The sequence below is a fragment of the Gelria sp. Kuro-4 genome (assembly GCF_019668485.1).
GTDB lineage: Bacteria > Bacillota > DTU030 > DUMP01 > DUMP01 > DUMP01.
Genome location: NZ_AP024619.1, coordinates 495,001 through 520,224, shown reverse-complemented (window position 1 = coordinate 520,224; position 25,224 = coordinate 495,001). Strand labels below are relative to the sequence as shown.

Annotated in this window: 26 protein-coding genes (1 of these 26 only partly in view); 14 read left to right on the top strand and 12 right to left on the bottom strand. The window is 64.8% G+C overall.

What is annotated here, in order from left to right; translation table 11 throughout:
• Window position 1: 1 nt before the first annotated feature.
• From yidD to rpmH, 3 genes are all read right to left on the bottom strand, one after another.
• Window positions 2-262, bottom strand: coding sequence for a membrane protein insertion efficiency factor YidD (gene yidD / locus K5554_RS02740; RefSeq protein ID WP_221039619.1), 261 nt, complete (start codon window positions 260-262; stop codon window positions 2-4).
• Window positions 255-605 carry a ribonuclease P protein component gene (rnpA, locus tag K5554_RS02735; RefSeq protein ID WP_221039618.1) on the bottom strand — a complete coding sequence of 117 codons (351 nt, stop codon included), beginning with the start codon at window positions 603-605 and terminating at the stop codon, window positions 255-257. Before rnpA ends, yidD begins: the two co-directional genes overlap by 8 nt.
• Before the next feature lie 94 nt (window positions 606-699).
• Window positions 700-834: a 50S ribosomal protein L34 gene (rpmH, locus tag K5554_RS02730; RefSeq protein WP_221040498.1), complete on the bottom strand. Its 135-nt coding sequence runs from the start codon at window positions 832-834 to the stop codon at window positions 700-702.
• A 267-nt stretch (window positions 835-1,101) separates the two neighbouring features.
• On the opposite strand from rpmH, the gene dnaA reads away from it, so the two are divergent.
• The 6 genes from dnaA to gyrA all read left to right on the top strand — a co-directional run bounded on the left by dnaA (window position 1,102) and on the right by gyrA (window position 9,752).
• Window positions 1,102-2,442: a chromosomal replication initiator protein DnaA gene (gene dnaA / locus K5554_RS02725; protein WP_255565477.1), complete on the top strand. Its 1,341-nt coding sequence runs from the start codon at window positions 1,102-1,104 to the stop codon at window positions 2,440-2,442.
• A 248-nt stretch (window positions 2,443-2,690) separates the two neighbouring features.
• Entirely contained in the window at window positions 2,691-3,800 is a 1,110-nt protein-coding gene (gene dnaN, locus K5554_RS02720; RefSeq protein WP_221039617.1) for a DNA polymerase III subunit beta, read from the top strand.
• An 11-nt stretch (window positions 3,801-3,811) separates the two neighbouring features.
• Window positions 3,812-4,918, top strand: coding sequence for a DNA replication/repair protein RecF (recF, locus tag K5554_RS02715; protein ID WP_221039616.1), 1,107 nt, complete (start codon window positions 3,812-3,814; stop codon window positions 4,916-4,918).
• A 126-nt stretch (window positions 4,919-5,044) separates the two neighbouring features.
• Window positions 5,045-5,293 carry an extracellular matrix regulator RemB gene (gene remB / locus K5554_RS02710; protein WP_221039615.1) on the top strand — a complete coding sequence of 83 codons (249 nt, stop codon included), beginning with the start codon at window positions 5,045-5,047 and terminating at the stop codon, window positions 5,291-5,293.
• 107 nt (window positions 5,294-5,400) lie between these two features.
• Entirely contained in the window at window positions 5,401-7,311 is a 1,911-nt protein-coding gene (gyrB, locus tag K5554_RS02705; RefSeq protein WP_221039614.1) for a DNA topoisomerase (ATP-hydrolyzing) subunit B, read from the top strand.
• 17 nt (window positions 7,312-7,328) lie between these two features.
• A complete protein-coding gene (gene gyrA, locus K5554_RS02700; RefSeq protein WP_221039613.1) occupies window positions 7,329-9,752 on the top strand; it encodes a DNA gyrase subunit A in 2,424 nt (807 codons plus the stop codon).
• A 123-nt stretch (window positions 9,753-9,875) separates the two neighbouring features.
• On the opposite strand, the gene panB is transcribed toward gyrA, so the two are convergent.
• A complete protein-coding gene (gene panB / locus K5554_RS02695) occupies window positions 9,876-10,727 on the bottom strand; it encodes a 3-methyl-2-oxobutanoate hydroxymethyltransferase (protein ID WP_221039612.1) in 852 nt (283 codons plus the stop codon).
• 40 nt (window positions 10,728-10,767) lie between these two features.
• Entirely contained in the window at window positions 10,768-11,574 is an 807-nt protein-coding gene (locus tag K5554_RS02690; protein WP_221039611.1) for an IclR family transcriptional regulator, read from the bottom strand.
• 157 nt (window positions 11,575-11,731) lie between these two features.
• Here K5554_RS02690 and K5554_RS02685 point away from each other — a divergent pair, with 157 nt between their 5' ends.
• A complete protein-coding gene (locus tag K5554_RS02685) occupies window positions 11,732-12,955 on the top strand; it encodes a PLP-dependent aminotransferase family protein (protein ID WP_221039610.1) in 1,224 nt (407 codons plus the stop codon).
• A gap of 62 nt (window positions 12,956-13,017) precedes the next feature.
• Window positions 13,018-13,353 carry a hypothetical protein gene (locus tag K5554_RS02680; protein WP_221039609.1) on the top strand — a complete coding sequence of 112 codons (336 nt, stop codon included), beginning with the start codon at window positions 13,018-13,020 and terminating at the stop codon, window positions 13,351-13,353.
• Between the two features lie 75 nt (window positions 13,354-13,428).
• Here K5554_RS02680 and pdxT read toward each other — a convergent pair whose 3' ends face one another.
• The gene (pdxT, locus tag K5554_RS02675; RefSeq protein ID WP_221039608.1) at window positions 13,429-14,010 is read right to left on the bottom strand and encodes a pyridoxal 5'-phosphate synthase glutaminase subunit PdxT; all 582 of its coding nucleotides are present in this window, start codon (window positions 14,008-14,010) and stop codon (window positions 13,429-13,431) included.
• A gap of 1 nt (window position 14,011) precedes the next feature.
• The gene (gene pdxS, locus K5554_RS02670) at window positions 14,012-14,893 is read right to left on the bottom strand and encodes a pyridoxal 5'-phosphate synthase lyase subunit PdxS (RefSeq protein ID WP_255565475.1); all 882 of its coding nucleotides are present in this window, start codon (window positions 14,891-14,893) and stop codon (window positions 14,012-14,014) included.
• Window positions 14,894-15,051: 158 nt separating this feature from the next.
• On the opposite strand from pdxS, the gene K5554_RS02665 reads away from it, so the two are divergent.
• A complete protein-coding gene (locus tag K5554_RS02665; RefSeq protein ID WP_221039606.1) occupies window positions 15,052-16,515 on the top strand; it encodes a PLP-dependent aminotransferase family protein in 1,464 nt (487 codons plus the stop codon).
• A 16-nt stretch (window positions 16,516-16,531) separates the two neighbouring features.
• On the opposite strand, the gene K5554_RS02660 is transcribed toward K5554_RS02665, so the two are convergent.
• Window positions 16,532-17,953 (bottom strand): SLC13 family permease, encoded by a 1,422-nt coding sequence (locus tag K5554_RS02660; protein WP_221039605.1) that lies wholly within the window; start codon window positions 17,951-17,953, stop codon window positions 16,532-16,534.
• Between the two features lie 97 nt (window positions 17,954-18,050).
• On the opposite strand from K5554_RS02660, the gene K5554_RS02655 reads away from it, so the two are divergent.
• Window positions 18,051-18,197 (top strand): hypothetical protein, encoded by a 147-nt coding sequence (locus K5554_RS02655; RefSeq protein ID WP_221039604.1) that lies wholly within the window; start codon window positions 18,051-18,053, stop codon window positions 18,195-18,197.
• Window positions 18,198-18,227: 30 nt separating this feature from the next.
• Here K5554_RS02655 and K5554_RS02650 read toward each other — a convergent pair whose 3' ends face one another.
• Together K5554_RS02650 and K5554_RS02645 are read right to left on the bottom strand one after the other, a co-directional pair.
• Window positions 18,228-19,676: an MFS transporter gene (locus tag K5554_RS02650; protein WP_255565474.1), complete on the bottom strand. Its 1,449-nt coding sequence runs from the start codon at window positions 19,674-19,676 to the stop codon at window positions 18,228-18,230.
• A 19-nt stretch (window positions 19,677-19,695) separates the two neighbouring features.
• A complete protein-coding gene (locus K5554_RS02645; RefSeq protein WP_221039603.1) occupies window positions 19,696-20,337 on the bottom strand; it encodes a LysE family translocator in 642 nt (213 codons plus the stop codon).
• 225 nt (window positions 20,338-20,562) lie between these two features.
• On the opposite strand from K5554_RS02645, the gene K5554_RS02640 reads away from it, so the two are divergent.
• The 3 genes from K5554_RS02640 to K5554_RS02630 all read left to right on the top strand — a co-directional run bounded on the left by K5554_RS02640 (window position 20,563) and on the right by K5554_RS02630 (window position 22,808).
• On the top strand, window positions 20,563-21,150 hold the full coding sequence (locus tag K5554_RS02640; RefSeq protein ID WP_221039602.1) for a GDSL-type esterase/lipase family protein: 588 nt from the start codon (window positions 20,563-20,565) through the stop codon (window positions 21,148-21,150).
• 13 nt (window positions 21,151-21,163) lie between these two features.
• A complete protein-coding gene (locus K5554_RS02635; RefSeq protein ID WP_221039601.1) occupies window positions 21,164-21,682 on the top strand; it encodes a ferredoxin domain-containing protein in 519 nt (172 codons plus the stop codon).
• A 184-nt stretch (window positions 21,683-21,866) separates the two neighbouring features.
• A complete protein-coding gene (locus K5554_RS02630; protein ID WP_221039600.1) occupies window positions 21,867-22,808 on the top strand; it encodes a PepSY domain-containing protein in 942 nt (313 codons plus the stop codon).
• Window positions 22,809-22,849: 41 nt separating this feature from the next.
• On the opposite strand, the gene K5554_RS02625 is transcribed toward K5554_RS02630, so the two are convergent.
• Together K5554_RS02625 and K5554_RS02620 are read right to left on the bottom strand one after the other, a co-directional pair.
• Window positions 22,850-23,545 (bottom strand): MtnX-like HAD-IB family phosphatase, encoded by a 696-nt coding sequence (locus K5554_RS02625; protein WP_221039599.1) that lies wholly within the window; start codon window positions 23,543-23,545, stop codon window positions 22,850-22,852.
• Between the two features lie 104 nt (window positions 23,546-23,649).
• Window positions 23,650-24,816 carry an aminotransferase class I/II-fold pyridoxal phosphate-dependent enzyme gene (locus K5554_RS02620; protein WP_221039598.1) on the bottom strand — a complete coding sequence of 389 codons (1,167 nt, stop codon included), beginning with the start codon at window positions 24,814-24,816 and terminating at the stop codon, window positions 23,650-23,652.
• A gap of 188 nt (window positions 24,817-25,004) precedes the next feature.
• Between K5554_RS02620 and K5554_RS02615 the strand changes: the two genes are divergently transcribed.
• A protein-coding gene (locus K5554_RS02615) for a DUF72 domain-containing protein (RefSeq protein WP_221039597.1) crosses the window boundary here: on the top strand, window positions 25,005-25,224 show its start. 566 nt of this gene lie beyond the right edge of the window; the window shows 220 of its 786 coding nt (coding positions 1-220); it begins with the start codon at window positions 25,005-25,007; its stop codon lies off the right edge, out of view.

Here is a 25,224-nt window from a genome sequence, read left to right as displayed (position 1 = left end):
CTCAAGAGCAGTTGCTCCGGCCAGCAGGGCCTGCTTTGCGGACCAGTTCCTCAGGCACCGGGTCATAACCGCCCGCCGCCCACGGGTGGCACCGCAGGATGCGCCGCACCGCCAGCCAACCTCCCCGCCGCGGCCCGTACCGCCGCACCGCCTCGTAGGCGTACGCCGAGCAGGTGGGCCGGTACCGGCAGTGGGGTCCCAAAAGCGGGGAGATAAAGCGCTGGTAACAGCGGATCAGCAGCAGGAGCGCCGTCTTAAGCATTCTTCTCTTCCCCCGCCAGTACACCGGCCCGCCGCAGAAGCCCCTTCAGCTCGCCCGCCAGCACACCGTGCGGCGCCGCCTTGGCGCGTCCCCGCGCCACAATCACGAGGTCGAAACCGGAAGCGAGCTCCGGGTAGAGCAGGCGGTAGATCTCGCGCAAGCGCCGGCGCACGCGGTTTCGCTCCACCGCGTGCCCGACCTTTTTACCCACCGTAAAACCGACCCGGGTGCCTCCCGCCCCCCGCGCGAGGGCATACACCACCACGCACCTTCCGACGTAGGAGCGCCCGTGCCGGTAAAGTTCCTGGAACTCCTCATTGCGCTGCAGCGTTTCCGCACGCACCGCCGCCCCTCCTTACCCCGGGCCGGCCCGCCCCTGACAAGAAAAGGGGCCAGGTTTCAGGTCCTGCCCCGCCTAGCCCCGCGATCTCCTCACCTCAGGCGGAAATCCTCTTGCGGCCCTTAGCGCGCCGCCGGGCCAAAACCCTCCGACCGCCTCTTGTGCTCATACGCACCAAAAACCCGTGGGTTTTCTGCCGGTGTCTGCGATTGGGTTGGTATGTTCTCTTCACGATGGAGTTTCTCCTTCCGCTCTTTTTCCCATAGCGCTTTAGAAAAATTATACTTGAGGCCTCTTCCCCTGTCAAGCTTTTCCCCCGCCTACCCCAGTACCTTTGTCCCGGTTGCCGACCTGTGGATATCTGTGCTATTATGATCCTGAGCTTAGCAAATCTGTCGGTTTCTACCTTCAGTGTTACCGTTATCCGCAGGTTTATGCACACCTTGTGGATAAACCTGTGTATAACTTGTGCAGCAACCCTTTGAAGGAGGGTGTTCCTTTGCCGCAATCCGCTCTGGAAGTCTGGCGTTCCGCTCTCGCCGTTATGGAGCAAGAGCTCGGCCGGACGAGTTTCGACAACTGGCTGCGCCCCACGCGCGCCGTGGCCATCGTGGGGACCAACCTCCTTGTCTCCGTGCCCAACGCCTACACGCGCGAGTGGCTCGAAACCTCGTACGCCAGCCTGGTGCAGCGCGCCCTCCGGGAAACGGGCGCCGGCGACCTCAGGGTCCATTACCTCCTTCCCGGCGACGACGAGCCGGCCGCGGCCCCGAGCAGCCCGGCGGCAGCCCGCCCGGCTGCGGGCGACCGCCCCCAGCTCAACCCCAAGTATGTTTTCGATACCTTCGTCGTCGGCAACAGCAACCGCTTCGCCCACGCCGCGGCTCTGGCCGTGGCGGAGTCCCCCTCGCGCGCCTACAACCCGCTTTTTATTTACGGCGGCGTCGGCCTGGGCAAAACGCACCTCATGCACGCCATCGGACACTACATCCTGGCGAAAAACCCCGAGATGAGCGTGGTCTATGTCTCCTCGGAAACCTTCACCAACGAACTTATCAACTGCATCAAGGACGATGAGATCAACAGCTTCCGGGCCAAATACCGGGAGAAGGACGTCCTTCTGATCGACGATATCCAATTTTTAGAAAATAAAGAGCGCACCCAAGAGGAGTTCTTCCACACCTTCAACGCCCTGCACGAGGCGAACCACCAGATCATCGTCTCGAGCGATCGCCCGCCCAAGGAGCTTTCCACCCTGGAAGACCGGCTGCGTTCGCGCTTCGAGTGGGGACTCATCACCGACATCCAGCCGCCCGACTTGGAAACCCGGGTCGCCATCCTGCGCAAAAAAGCTCAACTCGAAAACCTCACCGTGCCCGACGACGCCTTGGAGTACATCGCCACCCGCATCACCAGCAACATCCGGGAACTCGAAGGCGCCCTGATCCGCCTCGTAGCCTACGCCCAGCTCCACCAGGCCGAGGTGAGCGCCGCTCTGGCCGAAGAGGCCCTGCGCGACATCCTTCCGGAGAACCGCCGCCAACCCATCACCATCAGCCGCATTCAGAGCGTCGTGGCGGAGTACTTCCACCTGCGGCCGGAGGACCTCAGGGCCAAGCGCCGTACCCGCAACGTCGCCGAGCCCCGGCAGATCGCCATGTACCTGGCACGCGAACTCACCGACGCTTCCCTGCCGAAGATCGGCGACGAATTCGGCGGCCGCGACCACACCACCGTCCTCCACGGCTGCGAGAAGATCGCCGCCATTCTCCAGACCGACCCGAACTTAAGGAGCACCATCAAGCGCCTGCGGGAGGCCATCCAGGACAAAGCCGGCTAAACGCTGTGGATAACCTTTTTCTTCGCCGCCGCTCTACTTTTTTCCCCATATTTTTCACTGCTTGTCCACACCTGCGACGCTTTTTTCCACTGCATGATACCTGTGGACAAGCTTTTTTCCCGTTTTCTCTGCTTTTTCCACAGGCCTCTACTAATGCTACGCTGTCTTTTTAACCTCTGTCTTACTACCACCTTCGTAGTAACACGCCCTGTGGATAAAGCGCAAAGCCTTAGGTGGAGGAGAGGAAGATGAATCTTACCTGTGCGCGCGATCCCTTCTACAACGCCGCCCAGGCCACACTCCGGGCGGTCCTTCCCAAAAGTACCATTCCGGCGCTGACCGGCCTCCTCATCACTACGACACCGGAAGGCGTGACCGTAAGCGGTACCGACCTGGAGCTCGGGATAGAGGCGCGCTTCCCCGCGCAGATTAGGGAAGAAGGGCAGGTGCTCCTGCCGGCGCGCTACTTGGTGGGCATCCTGCGCAGCCTGCCCGAAGGCGAGCTGACCCTGGCGGAAAACCAGGGCGAAGAGCGCGTCCTGGTGACCGCCGGAGCGTCCCGTTTTGAACTCTTGACCCTGCCGGCCGCCGATTTTCCGGCCGTGGTGCCGGCAGAAGCGGCGGAGCTGGCGCGCGTGCCGGAGCCGGCGCTGCGCACCTTGATTCAACAGGTGAGCTTTGCGGCGGCGCGCGACGGATTGCGCCAGCTGCTTACGGCGGTGCTCTTCTCCCTGCGGGGCGATACGCTGCGCCTGGTGGCCACCGACGGCCACCGGCTGGCCATCGCTGAAGGGGCCTTTCCCGGCGCCGGCGCGGAGGGCGAGTACCTGGTTCCGGCGCGCAGCCTGGAGGAGCTGGCCCGGCTGGCGGGAGGAGCCGGGGAGATCACCATCGCGGCGGCGTCGAGCCAGCTCCTTTTTCACAGCGAGAACTGGGCCCTCATCTCGCGCTTGGTGGAGGGCAAATACCTGCCCTACGAGAGCGTGCTGCCGCGGCAGTTTTCTCTCCGCGCCCGGGTGAAACGCCTGGAGCTCCTGGCGGCGCTGGAACGGGCGGAGCTCCTGTCGGCGGAAAAAATGAGCGCGGTGCACCTTCACGTTTACCCGGGCGGCATCAAGGTTCTGGCGCAGAGTGCGGATGTGGGCCGCCTGGAAGAAGAGCTGCCGGCGGCGGTCGAGGGCGAAGAGCTGGACGTCGCCTTTAACGGGCGTTACCTGATCGAGCCGCTCCGGATCTTGGCGGCGGAGGAAGTCCTCTTTGAGTTTACCGGCCCCGAGAGTGCTGCGGTTATTTCGCTCCCGGGCAGCTCCAGCTACCGCTATCTGGTGATGCCGGTCACCGTGCGCGCTGCGGTGTAGGGGAGGTACGCGTGTTTCTTAAGCAACTGCGGCTGGCCGACTTCCGCAATTGGGCAGCGCTGGAGTGGGAGCCGGCGCCCGGGCTCAACATCTTGAGCGGCGCCAACGCCCAAGGCAAAAGCAACCTCTTGGAGGCCATCTTCTTTCTCGCGACGGGCAAGTCGTTTCGTACCCCGCGCGACGCCGAGCTGGCCCGCTTCGGCACTGCTGCCTTTGCCGTGGGCGGGCGCATCGTTAAGGCGAGCGGTGAAACCTCCCTGGTGGTGCGCTGGGAAGCGCCGCGCGGCAAAACCCTCACCCTGGACCGCACGGAGCACCTGCGCCTGGCGGAGCTCTTCGGGGAGGTTACCGCCGTGATCTTTTCCCCTGAAGACCTGGCCCTGGTGAAAGGCCCGCCCCAGGTGCGCCGCCACACGCTGAACCTGCTGCTTCTGCAAACCAGCCGCGCTTACTACCACCACCTACGCGAGTACAACCGCGCCCTCAGCCAGCGCAACGCCGCCTTAAAGCACCTTCCGCCGACGGCCGGGAGCGAACTTGCCCTGGCCGCTTGGGAGGAAGAGCTGGCCGGCCACGGGGCCGAAGTGATTCTCAGGCGCGCACGGGCGCTGGCCGAGCTGGCGCGCTGGGCGGACGCGCGGCACCGGGAGCTGAGCGGCGGGCAGCCGCTCAGCGTAAGCTACCTGCCGAACGTACCCTTCCCGGCCGGCGCCGCTCTACCGGCGATTGCAGCGGCCCTGGCGGCCGAACTGGCCCAGCGCCGCCGCGAGGAGCTGCGCCGCGGGATCACCCTGAGCGGTCCCCAGCGCGACGAGATCGCCTTCAGCGTGGCGGGGCGTGAGCTCAGAAGCTATGGCTCGCAGGGCGAGCAGCGCACGGCGGCCCTGGCCTGGAAGCTGGCCGAGGTGGAGTACATCAAGGCTGCCACCGGGGAAAGCCCGCTGCTTCTTCTGGACGACGTTTACTCGGAGCTGGACCCGGAACGCCGCACCTACCTCACCCGCCACGCCGCCCAGGGGGGCCAAACCTTTCTCACCGCTACCGAAGAGACGGCCGCGGCCCGCCTGCCCGGCGCCGTGCGCTGGCAGGTGGCGGGGGGCGAACTGACGGCCCTGTGAGCTGTTCCAGAAGGAAAAGAGGCTGGGGCTTAGGCCGTTCCCGGGGCCATCCCGGGCAAGAAGCTTTTACCTGTGCAGTGCCGCCGTGGCGGCGTAGAGGTACAGCATGAAAAGGAGTGACAGCCCATGTTCCTTCACATCGGCGACGATGTGGTGGTCCCAACCCGGGACGTGATCATGATCCTCGACCTTAGAACCGCCGGCGAGGGCGTGGCCACCCGCGAGTTCATGGAAATCAGCCGCGATGAGGGCTACCTGACCAAGGTGGGAGAGGGGGAACCCAAAGCGCTGGTTCTTACCGGCGAACGGGGTTACCTGACACCGATCTCTTCTCTCACCCTGGCCGGCCGGAGCAAATCCCTCCTCGCCGGTTAAGCGCGGGGCGGCTGAAGGCTGAGGCCTGGCCGCCTCTTCTTGTGGCTTTTCCCGGCGCTATGGTATAATTGTCCTTGTCGGACTCAGCAACCGAAAGGGGTGGAAGAATGCCAGAAAAGAACGAAGCGCGCTACGACGCCAGCCAGATCCAGGTACTCGAGGGCCTGGAGCCGGTGCGCCTGCGTCCCGGCATGTACATCGGCAGCACCGGGCCGCGCGGCCTGCACCACCTGGTCTACGAGGTGGTGGACAACAGCATCGACGAGGCCCTGGCCGGCTACTGCACCGCCATCGAAGTTACCCTCCACCCCGAGCACATGGTGGAAGTTAAGGATAACGGGCGCGGCATCCCCGTGGAGATCCACCCGCAGGTGGGTAAGCCGGCGGTGGAAGTGGTGATGACCATGCTCCACGCCGGCGGGAAGTTCGGCGGTGAAGGCTACAAGGTTTCCGGCGGCCTGCACGGGGTGGGCGTCTCGGTGGTTAACGCTCTTTCCGAGTGGCTGGAGGTAGAGGTGCGCCGGGGAGGTCACGTTTACCGCCAGACCTACCGCCGCGGCGAACCTACGTCGGATCTCGCCGTGGTGGGGGACAGCGACGAAACCGGGACCACGGTGCGCTTTATCCCCGACCGCGAGATCTTCCCCGACCGCACCTTTTCCTTCGACACCCTGGCCCAGCGCCTGCGGGAGCTGGCCTTCTTGACGCGCGGCCTGAAGATCAGCCTGAAAGACGAGGTCTCCGGTCAGGAGAACGTCTACCAGTTTGAGGGCGGGATCGAGGAGTTCGTGCGGCACCTGAACAAGAACAAGGATGTGCTGCACGAGCCGCCCATCTACTTTGAACGGCGGCGTGAGGACGCCAGCGTGGAGGTGGCCCTGCAGTACAACGACGGCTACGTGGAGAACATCTTCACCTACGCCAACAACATCCACACCCAGGAAGGCGGGGCGCACGAGGCCGGCTTTAAGACGGCGCTCACCCGCGTGATCGGCGACTACATCCGCAAGAACAACCTGCTCAAGAACGGCGACCCGGCCCTTACCGGCGAGGATGTACGCGAGGGCCTGGTGGCGGTGGTGAGCGTCAAGCTGGTGAACCCACAGTTTGAAGGGCAGACCAAGACCAAGCTCGGCAACCCCGAGATGCGCAGCTTTGTAGACGCGGTGGTCAGCGAGGGCCTCGGCACCTTCCTCGACGAAAACCCGGCCGTGGCGCGCCGGATCATCGACAAGGTGCTGGCTGCTTCGCGGGCGCGCGAGGCGGCGCGGCGGGCGCGGGAACTCACCCGGCGCAAGAGCGCCCTCGAGGTGACCTCGCTCCCCGGTAAGCTTGCCGACTGTACGGAACGCGACCCGGCGGTGGCGGAACTCTTCCTCGTGGAGGGCGACTCCGCCGGCGGCTCCGCCAAGCAGGGCCGGGACCGGCGCTTCCAGGCCATCCTGCCGCTCCGGGGCAAGATCCTCAACGTGGAAAAGGCACGCCTCGACAAGATCCTGGCCAGCGAGGAGATCCGCGCCATGATCACCGCCCTCGGCACGGGCATTGACGAGGACTTTGATCTTAGCAAGGCGCGCTACCACAAGGTCATCATCATGACGGATGCCGACGTGGATGGGGCGCACATCCGCACCCTGCTGCTCACCTTTTTCTACCGCTACATGCCGCAGCTGGTGGAATCCGGCTACGTCTATATCGCGCAGCCGCCCCTTTACCGGGTGGTGAAGGGCCAGGAGGAACACTACACCTACAGCGACCGCGAGCTGGACGAGCTGCTGAAAAAGATCGGGCGCGGCGGCAACATCGACGTGCAGCGCTACAAGGGTCTGGGCGAGATGAACCCCCAGCAGCTCTGGGAAACCACCATGAACCCTAAGTCACGCACGGTGCTCCAGGTTTCCGTCGCGGACGCGCTGGAGGCGGACAACATCTTCACCATCCTCATGGGGGATAAGGTGCAGCCGCGGCGCGAGTTCATCCAGGCCAACGCCCGCTTGGTGCGTAACCTGGACATTTAGGGGAAGGGAAGAGAAAAGTGGCAGATCAAGTGGCCGATCGCATCGTTCCCGTGCGAATTGAAGAGGAGATGAAGCACTCCTACCTCGATTACGCCATGAGCGTGATCATCGGTAGGGCGCTGCCGGACGTGCGCGACGGGCTCAAACCGGTGCAGCGCCGTATCCTCTACGCCATGAACGAGGTGGGCATGGGGCCGGATAAGCCTTACAAAAAATCCGCCCGCCTGGTGGGCGAGGTGCTCGGTAAGTACCACCCCCACGGCGACGTGGCGATTTATGACGCCATGGTGCGCCTGGCGCAGGACTTTGTCTGCCGCTACCCGCTGGTGGACGGGCACGGCAACTTCGGCTCGGTCGACGGCGACGCCCCGGCGGCCATGCGGTACACTGAGGTGCGCCTGGCGCCGCTGGCGGTGGAGATGCTGCGCGACATCGACAAAGAAACGGTGGACTTCATCCCGAACTTTGACGAGCACTTCAAGGAGCCGGTGGTCCTGCCGGCGCGGGTGCCGAACCTCCTCATCAACGGCTCTTCCGGTATCGCCGTGGGCATGGCCACCAACATTCCGCCCCATAACCTGGGCGAAGTGGTGGATGCCCTGGTGATGCTCATCGACAACCCCGCGGCCAGCGTAGCCGACCTGATGCTGGCTGTCAAGGGGCCGGACTTTCCCACCGGCGGGCTCATCCTCGGGCGCGAAGGCATCCGGGCGGCCTATAGCACCGGCCGGGGGACCATCAAGGTGCGCGCCGCCGCCCGCATTGAAACAGTAAAGGGCGGCAAGCAGCAGATTGTGGTAACGCAGCTGCCTTACATGGTCAATAAAGCCCGGCTGGTGGAGACCATCGCCGACCTGGTGCGCGAAAAGCGCATCGAGGGCATCACCGACCTGCGGGATGAATCCGGGCGCGAAGGGATTCGCGTCGTCATCGAGCTGAGGCGCGACGTCAACGCCGACGTGCTGCTCAACCAGCTCTACCACCACACGCAGCTGCAGGTGAGCTTCGGCGTCATCATGCTGGCGCTGGTGAAGGGCGAGCCGCGTATCCTCAGCCTCAAAGAGATGCTCACCGAGTACCTGGACCACCAGAAAGAAGTGGTGGTGCGCCGGACGCGCTTTGACCTGGCGCGGGCGGAGGAGCGGGCCCACGTTCTCGAGGGGCTGCGCATCGCCCTCGACCACATCGATGCCATTATCGCCTTGATCCGTGCTTCCCGCACGGTGGCGGAGGCGCGAAGCGGCCTCATGGAAAAGTTCGGCCTCAGCGAAAAACAGGCCCAGGCCATCCTCGACATGCGCCTGCAGCGCCTCACCGGCCTGGAGCGGGAAAAAATCGAAGAGGAGTACCGGGAACTTTTAACCGCCATCGAGCGCCTGCGCGCCATCTTGGGCAGCGAAGCCATGGTCTACCAGATTATCCGCAGCGAACTTCTCGAGATCAAAAACACGTACGGCGACGAGCGGCGCACCCGTATCACCAGCGACGTGGGGACGCTGGCGCCGGAGGACCTGATCCCAGAGGAGCGCGTTGTGGTGACGCTTACCGCCGAAGGCTACGTGAAGCGCCAGCCCCTGGCTGCCTACCGCAGCCAGCGCCGCGGCGGCCGGGGTATCCTGGGCACCGGCACCAAGGAAGAGGACGTGGTGGAGCACCTTATCACCCTCTCCACCCACGACTACGTCCTCTTCTTCACCAACAGCGGGCGCGCCTACCGCGTGAAGGGCCACGAGATCCCCGAAGCCAGCCGCCAGGCCAAGGGCACCCCCCTGGTCAACCTCATCTCGCTGGGCGCCGGGGAGAAGGTGACCGCCGTCCTGAGCGTGCGCGAGTTCAGCGACGGCCAGTACCTGGTGATGGCGACGCGGCGCGGCTACGTGAAAAAGACGCCGCTGGCCGACTTCGACTCGGTGCGCCGGGCCGGCCTGGTGACCATTACCCTGGAGGAAGGGGACGAGCTGATCTACGTACGCCGTACCGACGGCGAGCGCGAGCTGCTCCTGGGGACGCGGGGCGGCAAGGCCATCCGCTTCGCCGAGGCCGAGATCCGCTCCATGGGGCGGGCGGCGCGGGGGGTGCGCGGCATCAACCTGGCCCCGGACGATGCCGTGGTGAGCCTGGATGTGGTGCAAAAGGGCGCCGACCTTTTGGTGGTTACGGCCAAGGGCTTCGGCAAACGCACGCCGCTCGGCCAGTTTACCCGCCACAGCCGCGGGGGGAAAGGGATGAAGGCCATCCGCATCTCGGAACGCAACGGCCCGGTGGTGGACATGAAGGTGGTGCGCCCCAGCGACGACCTGATGCTGATCACCGCCGCCGGTGTCCTCATCCGCTTGGAGGTGGACGGCATCCCCGAGAAGGGGCGCGACACCCAGGGCGTAACCCTGATGCGGCTCGAGGAAGGCGACAGCGTCATGGCGCTGGCGCGGGTGACAGAGTAGAAGAAAGGTCGAAGGAAAAGGGAAGGCCCCGTCGCCGGGTAGGCGACGGGGCCTTTGCCAGGTTTCCGTGGGCATTCACCCTGGGGGACCTTTTGCCCGGGGCGGCGCGGAAGCCGGGCCGGCTCAGCCGATGTTGTACTTGGCCAGCAGGGCCTCGGCCTCGCCCGGCTGCATCTTATAGCAGTGTTCGGCGGCCGGGAAGGCGCCGCTTGTGACGTCGGCGATATACTCGGCCAGCGCCGCGCGGATGGCACCGTTGAGGTCGGCGTACTTTTTCACGAACTTGGGGGTGAAGGCCTCGAAGAAGCCCAGCATGTCGTGCACGATGAGGAGCTGGCCGTGGACGTACGGGCCGGCGCCGATGCCGATGACGGGGATATTGGCCCGGGCGGTGATGATCCGGGCGACCTCGGGCGGCATGGCCTCGAGCAGGATGGCCACCGCGCCGGCTTCCTCGAGCGCCTTGGCGTCTTCGATCAAGGTCTCGGCCGCAGCCAGACTCCGCCCCTGGGACTTGAAGCCGCCCAGCATGGCGATGGACTGGGGCGTAAGGCCGATATGGCCCATCACTGGAATGGTGGCCTTGGTGAGGGCCGCCACCACGTCGACCACGTTGCGCCCGCCCTCGAGCTTCACCGCGTCACAGCCGGCCTCTTTCATAAAGCGGCCGGCGTTGGCCACGGCCTGCTCCACGCTTACCTGGTAAGAGAGGTACGGCATGTCACCGATGACATAGGCGGTGGGGGCGGCGCGGCGCACGGCCTGCGCGTGGTCGATCATGGTGTCCATGCGTACCGGCAGTGTGGACTCGTAACCCAGCACTGTCATGCCCAGGGAATCGCCCACCAGGATGATGTCCACCCCGGCCTTTTCCTCGGCCAGGGCCAACGGATAATCATAGCCGGTGAGCATGGTGATCTTTTCGCCGCGGGCGACCTTCTCCCGCAGGGTAGTGATGGTAACCTTGGCGCGCATCAAGCATACCTCCCGTGAGTTTTGTATGGGAAAACAAAGCCTACCCCTGCCGCAGCAGGCTCAGGGCCTCGCTGTAACCCAGGCGGTGGGAGATGGCGAGGGCTGTTTCCCGGGCTGCGGCGGTGAGCCCGGGCAGCCGCTCGGGCGTGAGTGTGGCGGAGAGCCCGGAGAGAGAAAGGGAAGCCACCACGTGGCCGCGCGCCCCCCGGATGGGTGCTGCCACGCAGCGCAGCCCCAGCTCCAGTTCCTCGTTGTCGAGGGCGTAACCTTGCTTGACGATGCGGGCCAGGTGCTCGCGCAGGACGGCCGGATCGGTGATCGTATTGGGTGTGTAAGCCGCCAGTGGGCCGCGCAGGACTTCCTCCTGGTCAGCCGGCGGTAGGTGGGCCAGGAGCACCTTGCCGGCGGCGGTGGCGTGCAGCGGCAGCTTTTTGCCGATCTGCGAGTAACTTACCACCGAATGCGGGTTTTCCACCTTTTCCACGTAGATGGGGTCATAACCGGAGAGGAGCACCAGGTGGACGGTGTGACCGCTTTTGGCAGAAAGGTCGCGCATGTAAGGCAGCGCCTCGCACCTCAGCTCCTGGCGCGCGCCGACGACGGCCCCCAGCTCAAACAGCTTCAGGCCCAGGCGGTAGCGGCCGCTGACCTGGTCCTGCTCCACAAACCCCCCTCCCTCCAGGGTGACCAGCAGGCGGTGCACGGTGCTCTTGTGCAGGCCGAGCCGCTCCGCCAGTTCCGTCACTCCCAGGGCGGGGTCGCCGCCGGCCAGGGCCGAGAGGAGCTCCATGGCCCGTTCCACGGCGCGCACATTGTAGCCGGGACCGGAAGCAGGTGAAGAACGCATAGCCTCAGCCCCCGTCTTGTACTGTAAGACAAAGTTTCATTTAACATCATAACAATTCGTCATTCAGCAGGAAATTCCTTGTGGCCCCGAGAACATTTTTTTGGTATAAAGTAATGGTTCCGTAGTCCGAGAGGAGGGAAGGCAACCGGCCGTCAACATGGAGTGGAATGAGATTCTTGTGCCGGCCTGGCGGGGCGAGGCTAACACCGACATCGCTGAAATCATGCGGCTCAGCGAGACGGAGGGGGTCATTTCCTTCGCCGGCGGTTTCCCGGGCGCGGACATGTTCCGCCTGCCCGAGGTCAGCGAAGTGGGTGCACGGATTCTGGCCGAAAACGGCGCCGCCGCCCTGCAGTACGGGCCTACGGCGGGTTTCAGCGCTCTGCGGGAGTACCTGGCGGACAGGATGCGCGCGCGCTTTGGCGTGGCGATCAGCCCGGCGGAGGTCACCATCACGAGCGGTGCCCTGCAGGGGCTCGACCTCATTTGCCGGGTGCTGCTGGAGCCGGGAGACGTGGTCATCAGCGAGGCGCCTTCTTATGTGGGGGCGCTGCAGACCATCATTGCCTACGGTGCCCGCGTGGAAGAGATACCCACGGACGAGGAGGGCATGCAGGTGGACCTTCTGGCGGAACGCCTGGCGGCCCTGAGTACATCCGCTCGGCGGCCCAAGTTCATCTACACCGTCCCCACCTTCCAGAACCCGAGCGGCGCCACCCTCAGCTCTGCCCGGCGCCGCCTCCTGGTAGACCTGGCGGCTGCGTACGGCGTGCCGCTGGTGGAGGACAGCGCCTACGCCGAGCTGCGCTTCGCCGGCAGCGAAGTGCCGACCTTGAAGTCCCTGGATAAAAGCGGTGCGGTGCTCTTCCTCGGGACCTTCTCCAAGATCCTGTCGCCCGGCCTGCGCCTGGGCTGGGTGGTGGCTCCGGAAACGTTCACCGCCAAGCTCATTGCTGTCAAACAGACCAGCGACCAGTGTTCCAGCAGCCTAAGCCAGCTCCTGGCGCTGGAGTGCGGGCGCCGGGGGATCATCGAGCGACAGGTGAAGGCCAGCTGCGCCCTCCTTAAGGAAAGGGCTGCTGCCATGTCGGCCGGGCTCAAGCGGCATTTCCCGGCCGGTACGCACTGGGTGGAACCTCAGGGCGGTTTCTTCACCTGGGTTACCCTGCCGGACGCGCCCGGCCTCGACACCGCCCGCCTCTTGAAGCAGGCGGTTGCCGAGGAAAAGGTGGCGTACGTGGCGGGGCGCTCCTTTTATGCCCACGGCCAGGGGGCCAACCAGCTGCGGCTTTCCTTCTCCTACCCTTCACCGGCGGACATTGAAGAGGGAACGAAACGACTGGGCCGCTTCTTCCAGCAGGCGCTGGCGGCCGGCGCCTAGTTCAGGAATAGAAAGGCGCCCCGCCGGGCAGATTAAGGGAAAAGCTGCCAGGAGGGGCGCGCGTGGCGTACGACATGAGGCTGAGCCGGCAGATGGTTCAGGTACAGTTACCGTTTGCGGTGGACCTGCCGCACTTGACCCGGGCGCTCATGGAGGCCGGGTATTACGTCCGCGACGAAAACGGTGAAGGCACCTCCCAAGGCTGGGGGCGCGGCTACGACCGCGAGGGCTACTACCCTTACTGGGTTTACCAGGAGGGTAATGCCTGGTTCTTCGCCTTCCCACCCGAGGATTATCAGCAAACCGGTCCCGCAGACGTCTTTCAGGCGTACGTAGGGCCGGAGGCGGAAAACGAGTTGGAGCGCTGGCTTCCCTACCTGGAGCACGCCCGTGCCTGAGGACCACCCGGCACCCCAAGGCAGGCCGAGGCGGCAGCAAAAAGAAAGAGGGCGCGCGAAAACGCGCCCTCTTTCTTAGTGGTGGTATCGCTCGATTGCGTGCAGGAAGTAGCGGTGAAAACGAAGATCGTCCGTAAGCTCCGGGTGAAAGGCTGTGGCCAGGAGATTCCTTTGTTGGACAGCGACGATCTTGCCGTTCAGCATTGCCAGCACGCAGGCCTGTGGCCCCGCTTCCTCCACATAAGGGGCCCGGATGAAAACCAGGGGGAACGGTGCGGGAGAAACCGCGGGAATGGTGAGCTCGGTACGAAAGCTATCCAGTTGCCCGCCATAGGCATTGCGCCGTACGGCTATGTCCATGAGACCCAGGTGCACCGTATCCTCGCCGACGATTCGCTCGGCCAGGAGGATCATGCCGGCGCATGTGCCCCACATCGGCAAACCCTCCTTACCTAGGCGGCACAATGGTTCCCGGAGCCCGAACTCCCGGAGCAGGCGGCCCATGGCTGTACTCTCCCCACCGGGAAGGATCAGACCGGAAAGCCCGTTCAAATCCGCCGGGAGGCGCACCTCGCGCACGGGCACACCCAGGCGCTCCAGGGCCGCCCGGTGCTCGCGGAAGGCGCCCTGCAAGGCAAGAACTCCCACCGGCCCCATGCTACCACCCCCGGGCGGCGTAACGTTCCTCGGTCGCCAGAGCAGCTACGTCCACACCGGGCATCGGATCGCCCAGGTCTTCCGAAACCTGGGCCAGGATGGCCGGATTGTTGTAGTAGGTTACCGCTTTAACGATGGCCTGCGCCCGCTTCGCCGGATTTCCGGACTTGAAGATACCGGAACCAACGAAGACGCCGTCTGCACCCAATTGCATCATAAGGGCGGCATCCGCAGGAGTGGCGACGCCGCCGGCGGCGAAGTTCACCACCGGGAGGCGTCCCTCGCGGGCGACCTGCTCCACCAGCTCCAGCGGCGCACCGAGCTCTTTCGCCCGGGCAACCAGTTCGGCCCGCCCGCGGCCTCGCAGGCCGGCGATCCCTTCGTTTACCGCCCGGAGGTGCCGCACCGCCTCAACTATGTTCCCTGTGCCGGCTTCGCCTTTGGTGCGAATCATCGCTGCTCCTTCCGCGATGCGCCGCAGCGCCTCACCCAGGTCGCGGGCGCCGCAGACGAACGGGATCTTAAACCTGGTCTTATCGATATGGTAGGACTCGTCGGCCGGCGTCAGCACCTCGCTTTCATCCACAAAGTCGATGCCCAGCGCCTCCAGTATCTGGGCTTCGACAAAGTGACCGATGCGCACCTTGGCCATCACCGGGATGGAGACGGCCGCCTTGATGGCCTTGATGATCTTGGGGTCGGACATGCGGGCCACTCCGCCGTCCCGGCGGATGTCGGCCGGCACGCGTTCCAGGGCCATTACGGCGCAGGCGCCTGCTTCCTCTGCAATACGGGCCTGCTCGGGCGTGGTCACGTCCATGATCACGCCGCCCTTGAGCATCTGTGCCAGGTTCTTGTTCAGAGCGTAGCGGTCTTCGGACACGGGTAAACCCTCCTTTACTTGCGCGGCGCCGCCTGATACACTGAGTGTAGTAGTACAACAAGGGGAACGGAAACCGGAGTATACAGCTGCGCCCAATTCGTCACAAGCGTAGTATAGCATTGACAAATCGTATTGGTCAAGAAGGAGTTTGTGTTTATATGGCCAGCAATGTATCGATACAATTTGACCGCCACGGTAAGCTCCCCATTTACCGGCAAATTGCTCAGGCGCTGTCCGAGCGCATTCGGACCGGCGAACTGGCACCCGGTGAGCGGCTGCCGGCTGTCCGAACCTTGGCCCGCACCCTTCAGGTGAACACGATCACCGTGGTCAAGGCATACCGGGAGCTCGAGCAGCTCGGGCTGGTCCGCGCCCGCACCGGGAGCGGCACTTTTGTTGTGCCCGGGGGCAGAGTCAATGTGGGGGCACCGGGTGGCGGGAAGGAGGCAGACCTCCTCGGCCAGGGCCAGGTGGAAATACCGCCGGGGGCCATCAACTTCGCCAGCGCCACCCCGGATCCGGGTCTTTTGCCGGTAGCCGCGGTACAGCGCCTGCTGAACCGGGTCATTGAACGGGATGGCGGTCAGGCCTTTGCCTACCAGGACAGCCGGGGTTACCTGCCGCTCCGGGAAGCGGTAGCGTCGGCGCTCGGTACACTGGGTATCTGTGCCGCCGCCGGCGCTATCCAGGTTATCTCCGGGGGGCAACAGGGGATCGATGTGGTGGCCAAGAGTCTGCTCGGGCCGGGAGATGCCGTGCTGGTGGAGTGCCCTACCTACCCGGGGGCCATGGCGGCGTTCCGTTCGCGCGGCGCACGGATACTTTCCGTGCCGCTGGAAGCGGACGGGCCGGACCTTACGGCCCTGGAACGGCTTCTTGCTACAGTGCGACCGCGCATTTTTTACGTGATGCCCACCTTCCAAAACCCCACCGGGGTGGTCTACAGCCGCAAGAAAAAAGAAGCGCTCCTAGCCCTGGCGCAGCGCTTCGGCTTGACTTTGCTCGAGGATGATTACCTGCGGGAACTCAACTTCACCGAGACAGACCTCACACCGCTGGCCGCACTGGCCCCGCCGGAAGTGCCGGTCCTCTACCTCAAAAGCTTCTCCAAGGTGCTTCTCCCCGGCCTGCGCCTGGCGTTTCTCGTGGTGCCGCCTGCGCTCGGCGGTGAGGTTCTGGCCGCCAAACACACCTCGGACATCTTCACCTCCGGGCTTTTCCAGCGCGTTTTCGAACTCTTCTTGCGCGAGCGTACCTGGGAAGAGCAACTGGGGCGGATTCGGGCTGTGTACGAAGAGCGCTACCGGACGATGATTGCCGCCCTACGCGACACCCTGCCCCCGGAGATAATCTTCACCCCTCCGCCCGGCGGTCTCAACTTCTGGTTGCGCCTGCCGGGAAAGCAGGACGCAGCCGCGCTCTATCAAGAGGCACTCAAGGAAGGGGTGGTGATCAGCCCGGGGGCCCTCTTTGTCCCTGCACCGGGGCCCAGTCCTTGGTTCCGCCTTACCTATGCCTCGCTGACACCGGAGGAAATACGGCAGGGCACGGCCCGCCTGGGGAAGGCCTGTCGCCGCCTTCTGGGAAAGGAGAACGCGGTCGACTACACCCCTTTCGTCTAGGCGGACGGCCGGGGGGTCATTTAATGGCCAGGCCGAGAAGCGGCCAGTAAAGATAGGCGGCCAGCAGGGTGACGGCACCCGCCAGCAGGGTGGAGGCACCGCCGGCGCGGAGCACGTCGCAGGGCGTAAGGGAACTGGCAGCATAGGCCGTCATGAGCGTCATGGACTCCATGGGGTAGAGAAAAGCAGTGTGGGCGGCGACGGCCGTAAGCGCTCCCAGCCAGACGGGGTTAAGCGACAGGCTTTCCGCGGCTGCAAACGCCACCGGCAGCAGCGCCGCCGCGTAGGCGGTCGGTGTGGTGAAACCCAGGCGCACGATCACGAGGAAAAGAAACGCCGCGGTCCCTGCCTGCGCCGGGGTAAAACCGCCCAAGAGGTGCCCCAGCTGTGCCCCCAGCCAGGCAGCGGCGCCGGTCTCGGTAAGACCGCCGGTGAGCGCCAGCCCGGCGGAAAACACCAGGATGATGGACCAGCTGATGGAATCTGCCGCCTCCCGCCAGGAAATAAGTTCAATTCCAGGGAGAAAGAGGGCGGCCGCCGCCATCAAGCAGACCAGCGTCACCGGGAGGGTGTGCAGGTAGCCGCCCGTGGCCCAAAGCCCGATCATAAGCCCCAAGATGAGGGCCAGTTTTTTTTCGGCGCTGTTCATCCGCCCCAGGGACTGGACCTGAGAGCCGAGGAAGGCAAGAAAGGCCGCCCTTTCCGCGCCGCCCCGCCCCTCGGGCGGGTAAAGGAGCAGGAGCAGCGGCCAGAGAAGCAGGCTGGTGAGCAGCACGGGCGGGAAAAAGACCAGGAACCAGCGCCCGTACGTCCAGGTTGCCCCTGCTTCGCGCGCCATGAGCTGGGCGGCGTACAGGCTGGCCGGGCAGCCGGTAAGGAGGCCCACCCCGGCAAAGAGCGAAATGCTGCCCAGGGCAAAGTGTGTGGCGCGGCCGGTGTTGCCGCCCGAGGGAAGGCCCAGCACATCCAGGCTCTGGGCGGCCAGCGGCAGCAGGAGAGCCACCTTGCCCACCGGTGCCGGCACCAGAAAGGTGAAAAAGACGCCGCAGAGGAGAAAGACCAGGCTTACCAGGGCCGGCCGGCCGGCGGAGAGAAAGAGCAGGTTGTAGGCCAGGCGCCGGTCAAGCTGCCACTTGGTGATGGCTCCTGCGATGATGTAGATGCCGATGAGCTGCCACACCGTCTCAGTGCCCAGGGTGGCCAGGGCAACATTAAGGGGTAAGATGCCGAGAAGCGGCAACAGCACGAACACCAAAAGCGAAGTGGCCGCCGGCTGAATGGCCTCACTGGCCCAGAGGATAACGGTAAAGGCCAAAAGGCCCAACGTGCGTATACCGCTGGGAGAAAGCCCGGCCAGCGTGCGGGAGGAAAGCGCGAAGGATACGATGAGAATGGCCAGGGCAAAGCCCAGGATCAACCGGCGCGGCGATTTGAGCATGTTCTTCAGCCTCCTCAGCCCGCTTTTGCGTTGGACCAGCCTGGTAATTTGCCGTATAATGAAGACAAAGAAAGTTTTCTCTAAGGAGGGACCATGAGTGCTGGAGGTAACCTGCCCCGTTTGCGGCGTCGATTTTGAGGTTCCCGAGGACAAAGGGGTAGGCGACGTTGTGCTTTGCCCGTACTGCCGGGCCCGCCTGCGCCTCACGCTGGAAGAGGGGGAGGTTGTCGCCACCGGCGCTTAGCTTGGGTTCCACCCCGCCCTCTTTCTCACCTCAGAGGGTCTCCTGTGCCGCCGCCTGCCGCCCTCCCGGCCGGGTCCAGGAAGCCAGCGTACCCGCCAGGGAGACGGCCGCACCCACCAGGTAGGCGGAGTGCAGCGCCGCAGCGTAGGCCGCCTGCTGCAGGACCTGCCCGCTCAGGGTGCCGGCCAGCCGGGCCAGGTGGTAAACCAGGGCGCCGGCGAAAGACGACTGGGCCAGAGCGATTCCGAGCACCATGCCCACGTTGCGCACCGTGGCCAAGGTACCCGAGGCGATTCCCAGGTGGCTACGGGTGACGCTGCCCATGACGGCGCTGTTGTTGGGCGACTGGAAGAGGCCGGTGCCCAGCCCGAAGATAGCCAGGCGCCAGGCTACGTCGCGGCCGGAGAGGCCCGGCCCCAGCCCGCGCATAAACCAGAGGGCCAAGGTACAGATGGCGGCCCCCATGGTACTGAGGAGGCGGGTGCCGAAACGGTCGGAGAGGGTGCCGCTCACCGGGGCAACGAACAGGGTTACCAGGGGAAACGCCGTCATAACCACGCCGGCGGCCCGTGGTGAGTAGTTAAGGAGGTTCTGCAGGTAAAAGGGTGTCAGAAACAGCATCACGTACTGCGCGCTGAAGTTGCACAGGGCGGCCAGGTTGGCGGCGCTGAAGAGACGGTTGGAAAAGAGGCCCAGGTTAAGCATGGGCTGGGGTACGCGCTGTTCCGTGTAAAGGAAAAGGACAAGAAAAACCAGGCCCGCCCCCAAGGAGCCCAAAACGAAGGGGGAGAGCCAGCCCCAGGTCTGCCCGCGGCTCACGGCCACCAGGATGCCGGTGAGGGCAAAAAAAGCTAGGGCCGCACCGGTAAGGTCAAACGCCTGCCCGCGCTGACCGGGGTGGCGCGGAATCAGCCGCCAGCCGAAGTAAAAGGCGACTAAACCGATGGGCAGGTTGATGTAAAAGATAGAGCGCCAGCCTACAGCGTCCACCAGGAACCCGCCCAGGCTGGGGCCCAGCGCCAAGCCCACGGCTACGCTCATGGCGTTGATGCCGAGGGCGCGGCCGCGCTCGCTGGCCGGAAAGGCATGGGTGATAATGGCCGGCGCCACGGCCAAGGTCATGCCGGCGCCCACCGCCTGCAGGGCCCGGAAAAAGATGAGGGCGTGGATGTTCCAGGAAAGCCCGCACAGGGCGGAGGTTAGCACGAAGGCCATGAGTCCCGTCAGGTAAACAGGGCGGTAGCCGTACATGTCTCCCAGGCGGCCGTAGGTGAGGAGCAGGCTGCTGGCGACCAGAAGATACGACATGGAGACCCAGGCCACCAGGCCCAGGTCGGCGCCGAAGATGGTGGCGATGGTGGGCAGCGCGATGTTCACTACGCTGCCATCCACCGGACCCATGATGGTGCCGGCCAGAACGGCGGCCAGTATGTACCAGCGATCGCGGCGCACCCCGCGCATCTCAAGTGTTTCCGGCATAAAGGAGCCCCTTTCTTTGTCAAAATCCCAGCGAACGCAGGGCCTGCCGGCCGAAGTGCAGGGCGAAGCCCGCCAGGACCAGGCCGCAGGCCAGGTTGATAAAACGGAAGGCGGCAGGTGTGACGAAGCGGCGGCCCCAGGCCAGGAGGAGCGAAAGCCCGGTGGCCCAGGAGAGGATGCCGGCCAGCACCCCAAAGTAAAGCGTAAAGAGTTCCGCTGAGGGTTCAACCTCGGCAGCCAGGCCGGCACTGGCGAAGGCGGCGGTACCGATGGAACTCCAAAGGAGGATGGACATCGGATTGGTCAGGCAGATATAAAGGCCGCTGAAATAAGCGCCACGGCGGCTCAGGGCCTGCTCAGAGGGGCGTAAGTCCAGCCGGCGCGCGCCACGCAGGCTGCTGAAGGCCAGGTGCAGGAGTAAGAGCGTGCCCGCCGCCCAGAGGGCTGTTTTAACCACTGGAAAGCGGAAGACGAAAGGGGCCAGGCCGAAGGCAACGAGCGAAAAATAAAACGTGTCGGCGGTAACCGCCCCCAGGGCCACCACAAACGACGGCCAGAAGCCGCCGGCCAGCCCCTGCCGGATCTGCTGAATGTTCACCGGTCCCAAAGGAGCGGCGATGGAAAGGCCCAGCAGGGCCCCGCTGAGGAGCAACTTGAGCACGCCCTTTCCTCCTTCCGTGATGCGGCCGTCAATGTCGGACCACAGCTTTATTATACTGCCGCGGCGGCCCCAGGGAAAGCCTTACCGGCGGGCCGGCGCCTCGCTTCCGGTTACCCGGGCCGGGTAGTGTGCTTGCGGTTTGCCGCCCCCTGGGGTATGATAAGGGAAAAATGAGGCAACAGCGCCTCTTTGCACCAAGTGAATACGGGAACAGGAGGGAGCAGCTTGGCGGAAGGCGTCATTGTCGCTCTCGGCGATTCGCTCACCTTCGGCTTCCCTTACAGCCCGGGCAGCTCCTGGGTGGCGGAGGCCGAGGCGCTCCTGGGGCGGCCGATCGTGAACCGGGGTGTCAACGGCGAGGCCAGCTTCGATATGGTGGCCCGGGTTAAAGAGGACGTGCTCAGCCTTCAGCCGGCCTGCGTGGTGATCCTGGCCGGCAGCAACGACGCCCTGCGCGGCGGCGTGCGCTGGGCGGAGACCGAGACCAGCCTGCTCGCCCTGGCTGCGGCGGTCGAGGAGGTCGGCGCGCAGGTGGTCTTCGGGCTGCCGCCGGCCCTGGACGATCCGGCGGCGGAAGAGCGGCTCAAGCGCCAGCGGGCCTGGCTCAAGGAAGAAGCCCCGCGGCGCGGCTGGACGCTCATCGACTTTTTTACGCCGCTTCTCGACCCGGCCACGGGCCGGATCCACTCCCAGCTCACCGTCGACGGTGTCCATCCTACCAGGGAAGGGTACCGGCGCATGGGGCAGGCGGCGGCCGAGGTGTTGGCCGGCCTGGGGTTCGGCTCCAGCGAAGCGCAGAAAGGTAAAGCGTAAAGGAGGAAGCAAGATGTCGGAAGCCATGCACCTGGTGGCGGAACTGATGGCCCTCGCGGCGCGCACCGCGCCCAAGGCCGGGGGTAAGGACTACGTGGGGATGAGAATCCTCGAAGGGGGCGATCTGGCCCGGCTGGCGGATGCCATGGTCGCCTACGGGAAAGAGAGCGGGAAGAAGAACTTTGACCGTGACGGCGAGAACGTGCGCCGCTCGGATGCGGTGTTGCTCCTGTCGCTCGACCGGCCCCAGGTGGCCGGGCTGAACTGCGGCGCCTGCGGCTACCCCTCTTGCGCGGAGCTGGCCAAGCTCCACGAAGGACCCGAATTCGCCGGTCCCATGTGCGCCTGGCGCCTCCTGGACCTGGGCATCGCCCTGGGCTCCGCCGCCAAAACGGCCAGCCTTCTTAACGCCGACAACCGCATCATGTACCGGATCGGTGTGGCGGCACGGCGGCTGGGGCTCCTGAGCGGAGAAATCGTGGTGGGTATCCCGATCTCGGGAACGGGTAAGAACATCTACTTTGACCGTTAACCTACCCAGACAGCCTGTGGTGAGCGCATCCCATACAGGGTGCGCTTGTTTTTGTTTACGGGAAGGGGTGGCGGCGGGACCAGAAAGTACCAGCAACTTTTTCGGACAAGCCGGCGTCTATAGGATACGAGCGGCCGAGCGGAAGAACGCTCTGGGGCCGCACCATAAGCCAAGGAGGTTTACCATGATACGACGGATCACAGCCACCGTCTCATTGCTCGTCAGCCTGCTGCTTCTTTCCGGACTCGCTGTGGCGGCCGCGCCGGCCCGAGCGCTCTCCCGGAGCGCTGCCATTGAGGTCGCCCAAAAAGAGGTGGCCCGGCCCACCGAAGTTGCCGCTACCTCGCACGTAACCGGCTCCGACCGCTGGACCGTATCGCTGCGCCAGGAAGGCGCCCGGCCCGAGGACCGGGTGTATATCGCCGTGGACGGCAGCGGCCGGGCGGTGGAGTGGGGCTGGCTGGATGCCGGCAAACTGAAGCCGGCCGCCATCTCCAAGGCCCAGGCGCTCACCCTGGCCAAGAACTTCGCCGGCTACGGGTATCACCCGCTCTCGGCCGGCCTGGTTCTTACACCGGATACCCTCACCTGGGAGGTGACCCTGGCGCGCTCCGGGTCTCGCTACCAGGTGACGCTGGATGCTTTCACCGGCAAGCTCATCGGTCGGAACACGCCGCCTGCGGATGAAGAGCCGGTGCTCCTCAGCCGGGCCGCAGCCGTGGCCATTGCCCGAGCTCAGGTGTCCTACCCGGCCCAAGTGGATGCCGCCGCCCTTACCACCTACCGCGGGAAACTGGTTTGGCAGGTGAAGCTCAGCCGCAGCGGCCTGGGCATCCCCAACAGCGATGTGTTCTACATTGATGCGCACACCGGCAGCGTCCTGGCCCACAGCGGAACCGAGAACCCAGCGCCCGTCCCCCTGAGTCAGGACCGCGCTGTGGCCCTGGCGAAGGAGCAGCTGGGCGTTCCGGCCGAAGTCGCGAACGCCCGGCTCGATACCGCTGGGGGCCAGGGAAAATGGGTAGTCACCCTCTACGAAAAAGAGCAGCCGACCTGCTGGCACATTTTCGTACTGAGTGCAGCTGACGGTAAGGTACTGCAGCACCTGAGGGTGTATATCGGGTAAAGAAACTGCGGCCCGGGAGAACAATGACTCCCGGGCCTTTTTTATTCCCCGGTGGCGCAGGCGCCGTCGGCGGGTGACTCCTTGCTCCAGGTCAAAAGGGCCCGCAGGCGGGGCAGGGTGTCGGCGAAGTGCTGGAAGGGATGAAAGGGGACGCCCCGTTGGGCCAGGAAGGAAGCCAGGTACCCTTTGGCGAACACCAGGTCTGCCTGCCGGGCGGCGCAGCGGTCGGTATGGCCGTCGCCCAGGTAGACGATGCTGTAGCCCTGGGCCTTAAGCCGTTCCAAGTGGTAGGTTTTGCAGTTGGCGCAGCGGTGACAGGCCAGGGCGCCGTGATAGGGGAAGGACACCTGGGGCCGGGTGCCGGCAATTTCCAGGTGGTTACAGAAGCGGGGCAGCCAGGTGAGCGCGGCGCGCGCCAGCAGGCGGTCGATGTAAAAGTCGAAGCCGTCGCTCACGATGACGGCCGGTAGTCCGTAACGGGCAAAGAGCTCGGCGGCGGCTGCAAAGTGGGGGTCAAGCGGAAAGCGCAGGACGAACTCCCCCAGCTCTGCAGCGCTCACCCGGATGCGGTCGTACACCACCTCATAGGCGCCCTTGGTGGTGAGTTCGCCCCGACGAATGGCGCCGTCCACCTCCCGCCAGGCTTTAGGTCCGGCGTAGGTACGTACGATGGCGTCGCCCACGTCGGTAAGGCTGGCCGTACCGTCAAAGTCAGAAACCAAAGCCCATTTTGCCACGCGATAACCTCCAGTACGTTCTCGGCCGATTTCAGCGTGAAATGGGACCGGTCCGAGGGGCTGAGAAGCTTTTCCCCCCGGTACCGCCCTGGCAGCATGGAAGTTTAACTGAAAAGGCGGCTTGCCTTGAGGCTGGTGAGAGCGTCCCGGATCGTATCCTCCGGCTGTACCAGGGCGAGGCGCACGTGCCGGTCGCCGGCGGGGCCGAAAGCGGCGCCTGGCACCACGATAACCCCGCTTTTTTCCATGAGCTCCAGGGTAAACTCCCTCGAGGAGGAAAAGCGCTCCGGAATGGGCGCCCAGACGAACATGGTGCCTGGTGGTTTCGGCACCGCCCAGCCTAAGGCGGCGAGTCCCTCCACCAAGAGGTCCCGCCGGCGCTCATAGGCGGCGCGCGTCGCAGCCACCTCATCCTGCGGGCCGTTTAAAGCCGCGCAGGCGGCCCTTTGGATGGGGATGAACATCCCGTAGTCCACGTGTGCCTTGAGGGCGGCCAGGGCGGCGATCATGTCCCGGTTGCCCAAGGCGAAGCCGATGCGGGCCCCGGCCAGACCATAGGTCTTGGAGAGAGAGTTGAACTCAATGCCGACCTCTTTGGCGCCCGGGTAAGAGAGAAAGCTCTCTGTACGGCGGCCGTCGAAGGTGAGCTCACAGTACGCGTTATCGTGCAGAACCAGGATGTCGTACTCCTTGGCGAAGGCGATGAGATCCCGGTAAAACGCGGGTGGGGCCAGGGCGGTGGTGGGGTTGTTGGGGTAAGAGACGATCATCAGTTTGGCGCGCCGCGCCTCCTCCGGGTCGATGGCTGCAAAGTCAACCAGGTAGTCGTTCTCCGGCAGGAGGGGCAGGCGTACCAAGCGGGCTTCGGCCAAAAGCGGTCCCTCGCTGAACACCGGGTAACCCGGGTCGGGAACCAGCACCGTGTCGCCCGGGTTGATGAGGGCCAGTGCCAGGTGGGCCAGGCCGTCCTGCGAGCCGAGCAGAGAAATGATTTCCGTCGCCGGGTCGAGTTCTACGGCGAAACGCCTTCTATACCAGGCAGCGGCGGCCGCCAGGAGCTCGGGTTCATCTTTGATGGCGTACCGGTAACTGGCCGGATCCAGGGCCGCTTCAGCCAGCGCCCGGCGGACGTGCAGGGCCGGCGCCCGGTCGGGCGAACCCACGGAAAAGTCGAAAACCGGGCGCCCGGCCGCCTGCAGTTCCCTTTTGCGCTGGGTGAGCTCGGCGAAAATCGCTGAGGCCAGCGGCGTCATGCGGTCGGCGAGTTGCAAGATACTGTACCCCCTTTATTCGCACAAAACGTGCGCACACTCAACCTTACCTACTATATTCGCCCTCCCGGCGCCGGGATTCCTTCCGGGGAGACCTTTAAGATGATAACTTGCCATCAGAAAAAAAGCGCACTTACAGGGAAGAATGCCGTGGATGCCGAATTACTGCAGGAGGGAAAGAGTGGGAGGTGCGGCTGGTGATCTACATCGCCACTTCAGGCTATTACTATAAAGACTGGGAAGGGGTGTTTTACCCGCCGGGGCTGCCCAGCGCCAAGCGGCTCGCCTTTTACGCGCAGGAGTTTCCTTTCACCGAGATTAACGCCACCTACTACGGGCAACCCCGGGCGGCCATGTTCGACCGGATGCTCGCGGAGACACCGGAGAATTTCCTGTTTGCGGTTAAGG

Bases quoted from the DNA above. Each gene is read 5' to 3' on its own strand.
- yidD (WP_221039619.1), bottom strand. From the start codon at position 262: ATGCTTAAGACGGCGCTCCTGCTGCTGATCCGCTGTTACCAGCGCTTT.
- dnaN (WP_221039617.1), top strand. From the start codon at position 2,691: ATGAATCTTACCTGTGCGCGCGATCCCTTCTACAACGCCGCCCAGGCC.
- remB (WP_221039615.1), top strand. From the start codon at position 5,045: ATGTTCCTTCACATCGGCGACGATGTGGTGGTCCCAACCCGGGACGTG.
- gyrB (WP_221039614.1), top strand. From the start codon at position 5,401: ATGCCAGAAAAGAACGAAGCGCGCTACGACGCCAGCCAGATCCAGGTA.
- panB (WP_221039612.1), bottom strand. From the start codon at position 10,727: ATGCGCGCCAAGGTTACCATCACTACCCTGCGGGAGAAGGTCGCCCGC.
- K5554_RS02690 (WP_221039611.1), bottom strand. From the start codon at position 11,574: ATGCGTTCTTCACCTGCTTCCGGTCCCGGCTACAATGTGCGCGCCGTG.
- K5554_RS02685 (WP_221039610.1), top strand. From the start codon at position 11,732: ATGGAGTGGAATGAGATTCTTGTGCCGGCCTGGCGGGGCGAGGCTAAC.
- pdxT (WP_221039608.1), bottom strand. From the start codon at position 14,010: ATGGGGCCGGTGGGAGTTCTTGCCTTGCAGGGCGCCTTCCGCGAGCAC.
- K5554_RS02665 (WP_221039606.1), top strand. From the start codon at position 15,052: ATGGCCAGCAATGTATCGATACAATTTGACCGCCACGGTAAGCTCCCC.
- K5554_RS02660 (WP_221039605.1), bottom strand. From the start codon at position 17,953: ATGCTCAAATCGCCGCGCCGGTTGATCCTGGGCTTTGCCCTGGCCATT.
- K5554_RS02650 (WP_255565474.1), bottom strand. From the start codon at position 19,676: ATGCCGGAAACACTTGAGATGCGCGGGGTGCGCCGCGATCGCTGGTAC.
- K5554_RS02635 (WP_221039601.1), top strand. From the start codon at position 21,164: ATGTCGGAAGCCATGCACCTGGTGGCGGAACTGATGGCCCTCGCGGCG.
- K5554_RS02630 (WP_221039600.1), top strand. From the start codon at position 21,867: ATGATACGACGGATCACAGCCACCGTCTCATTGCTCGTCAGCCTGCTG.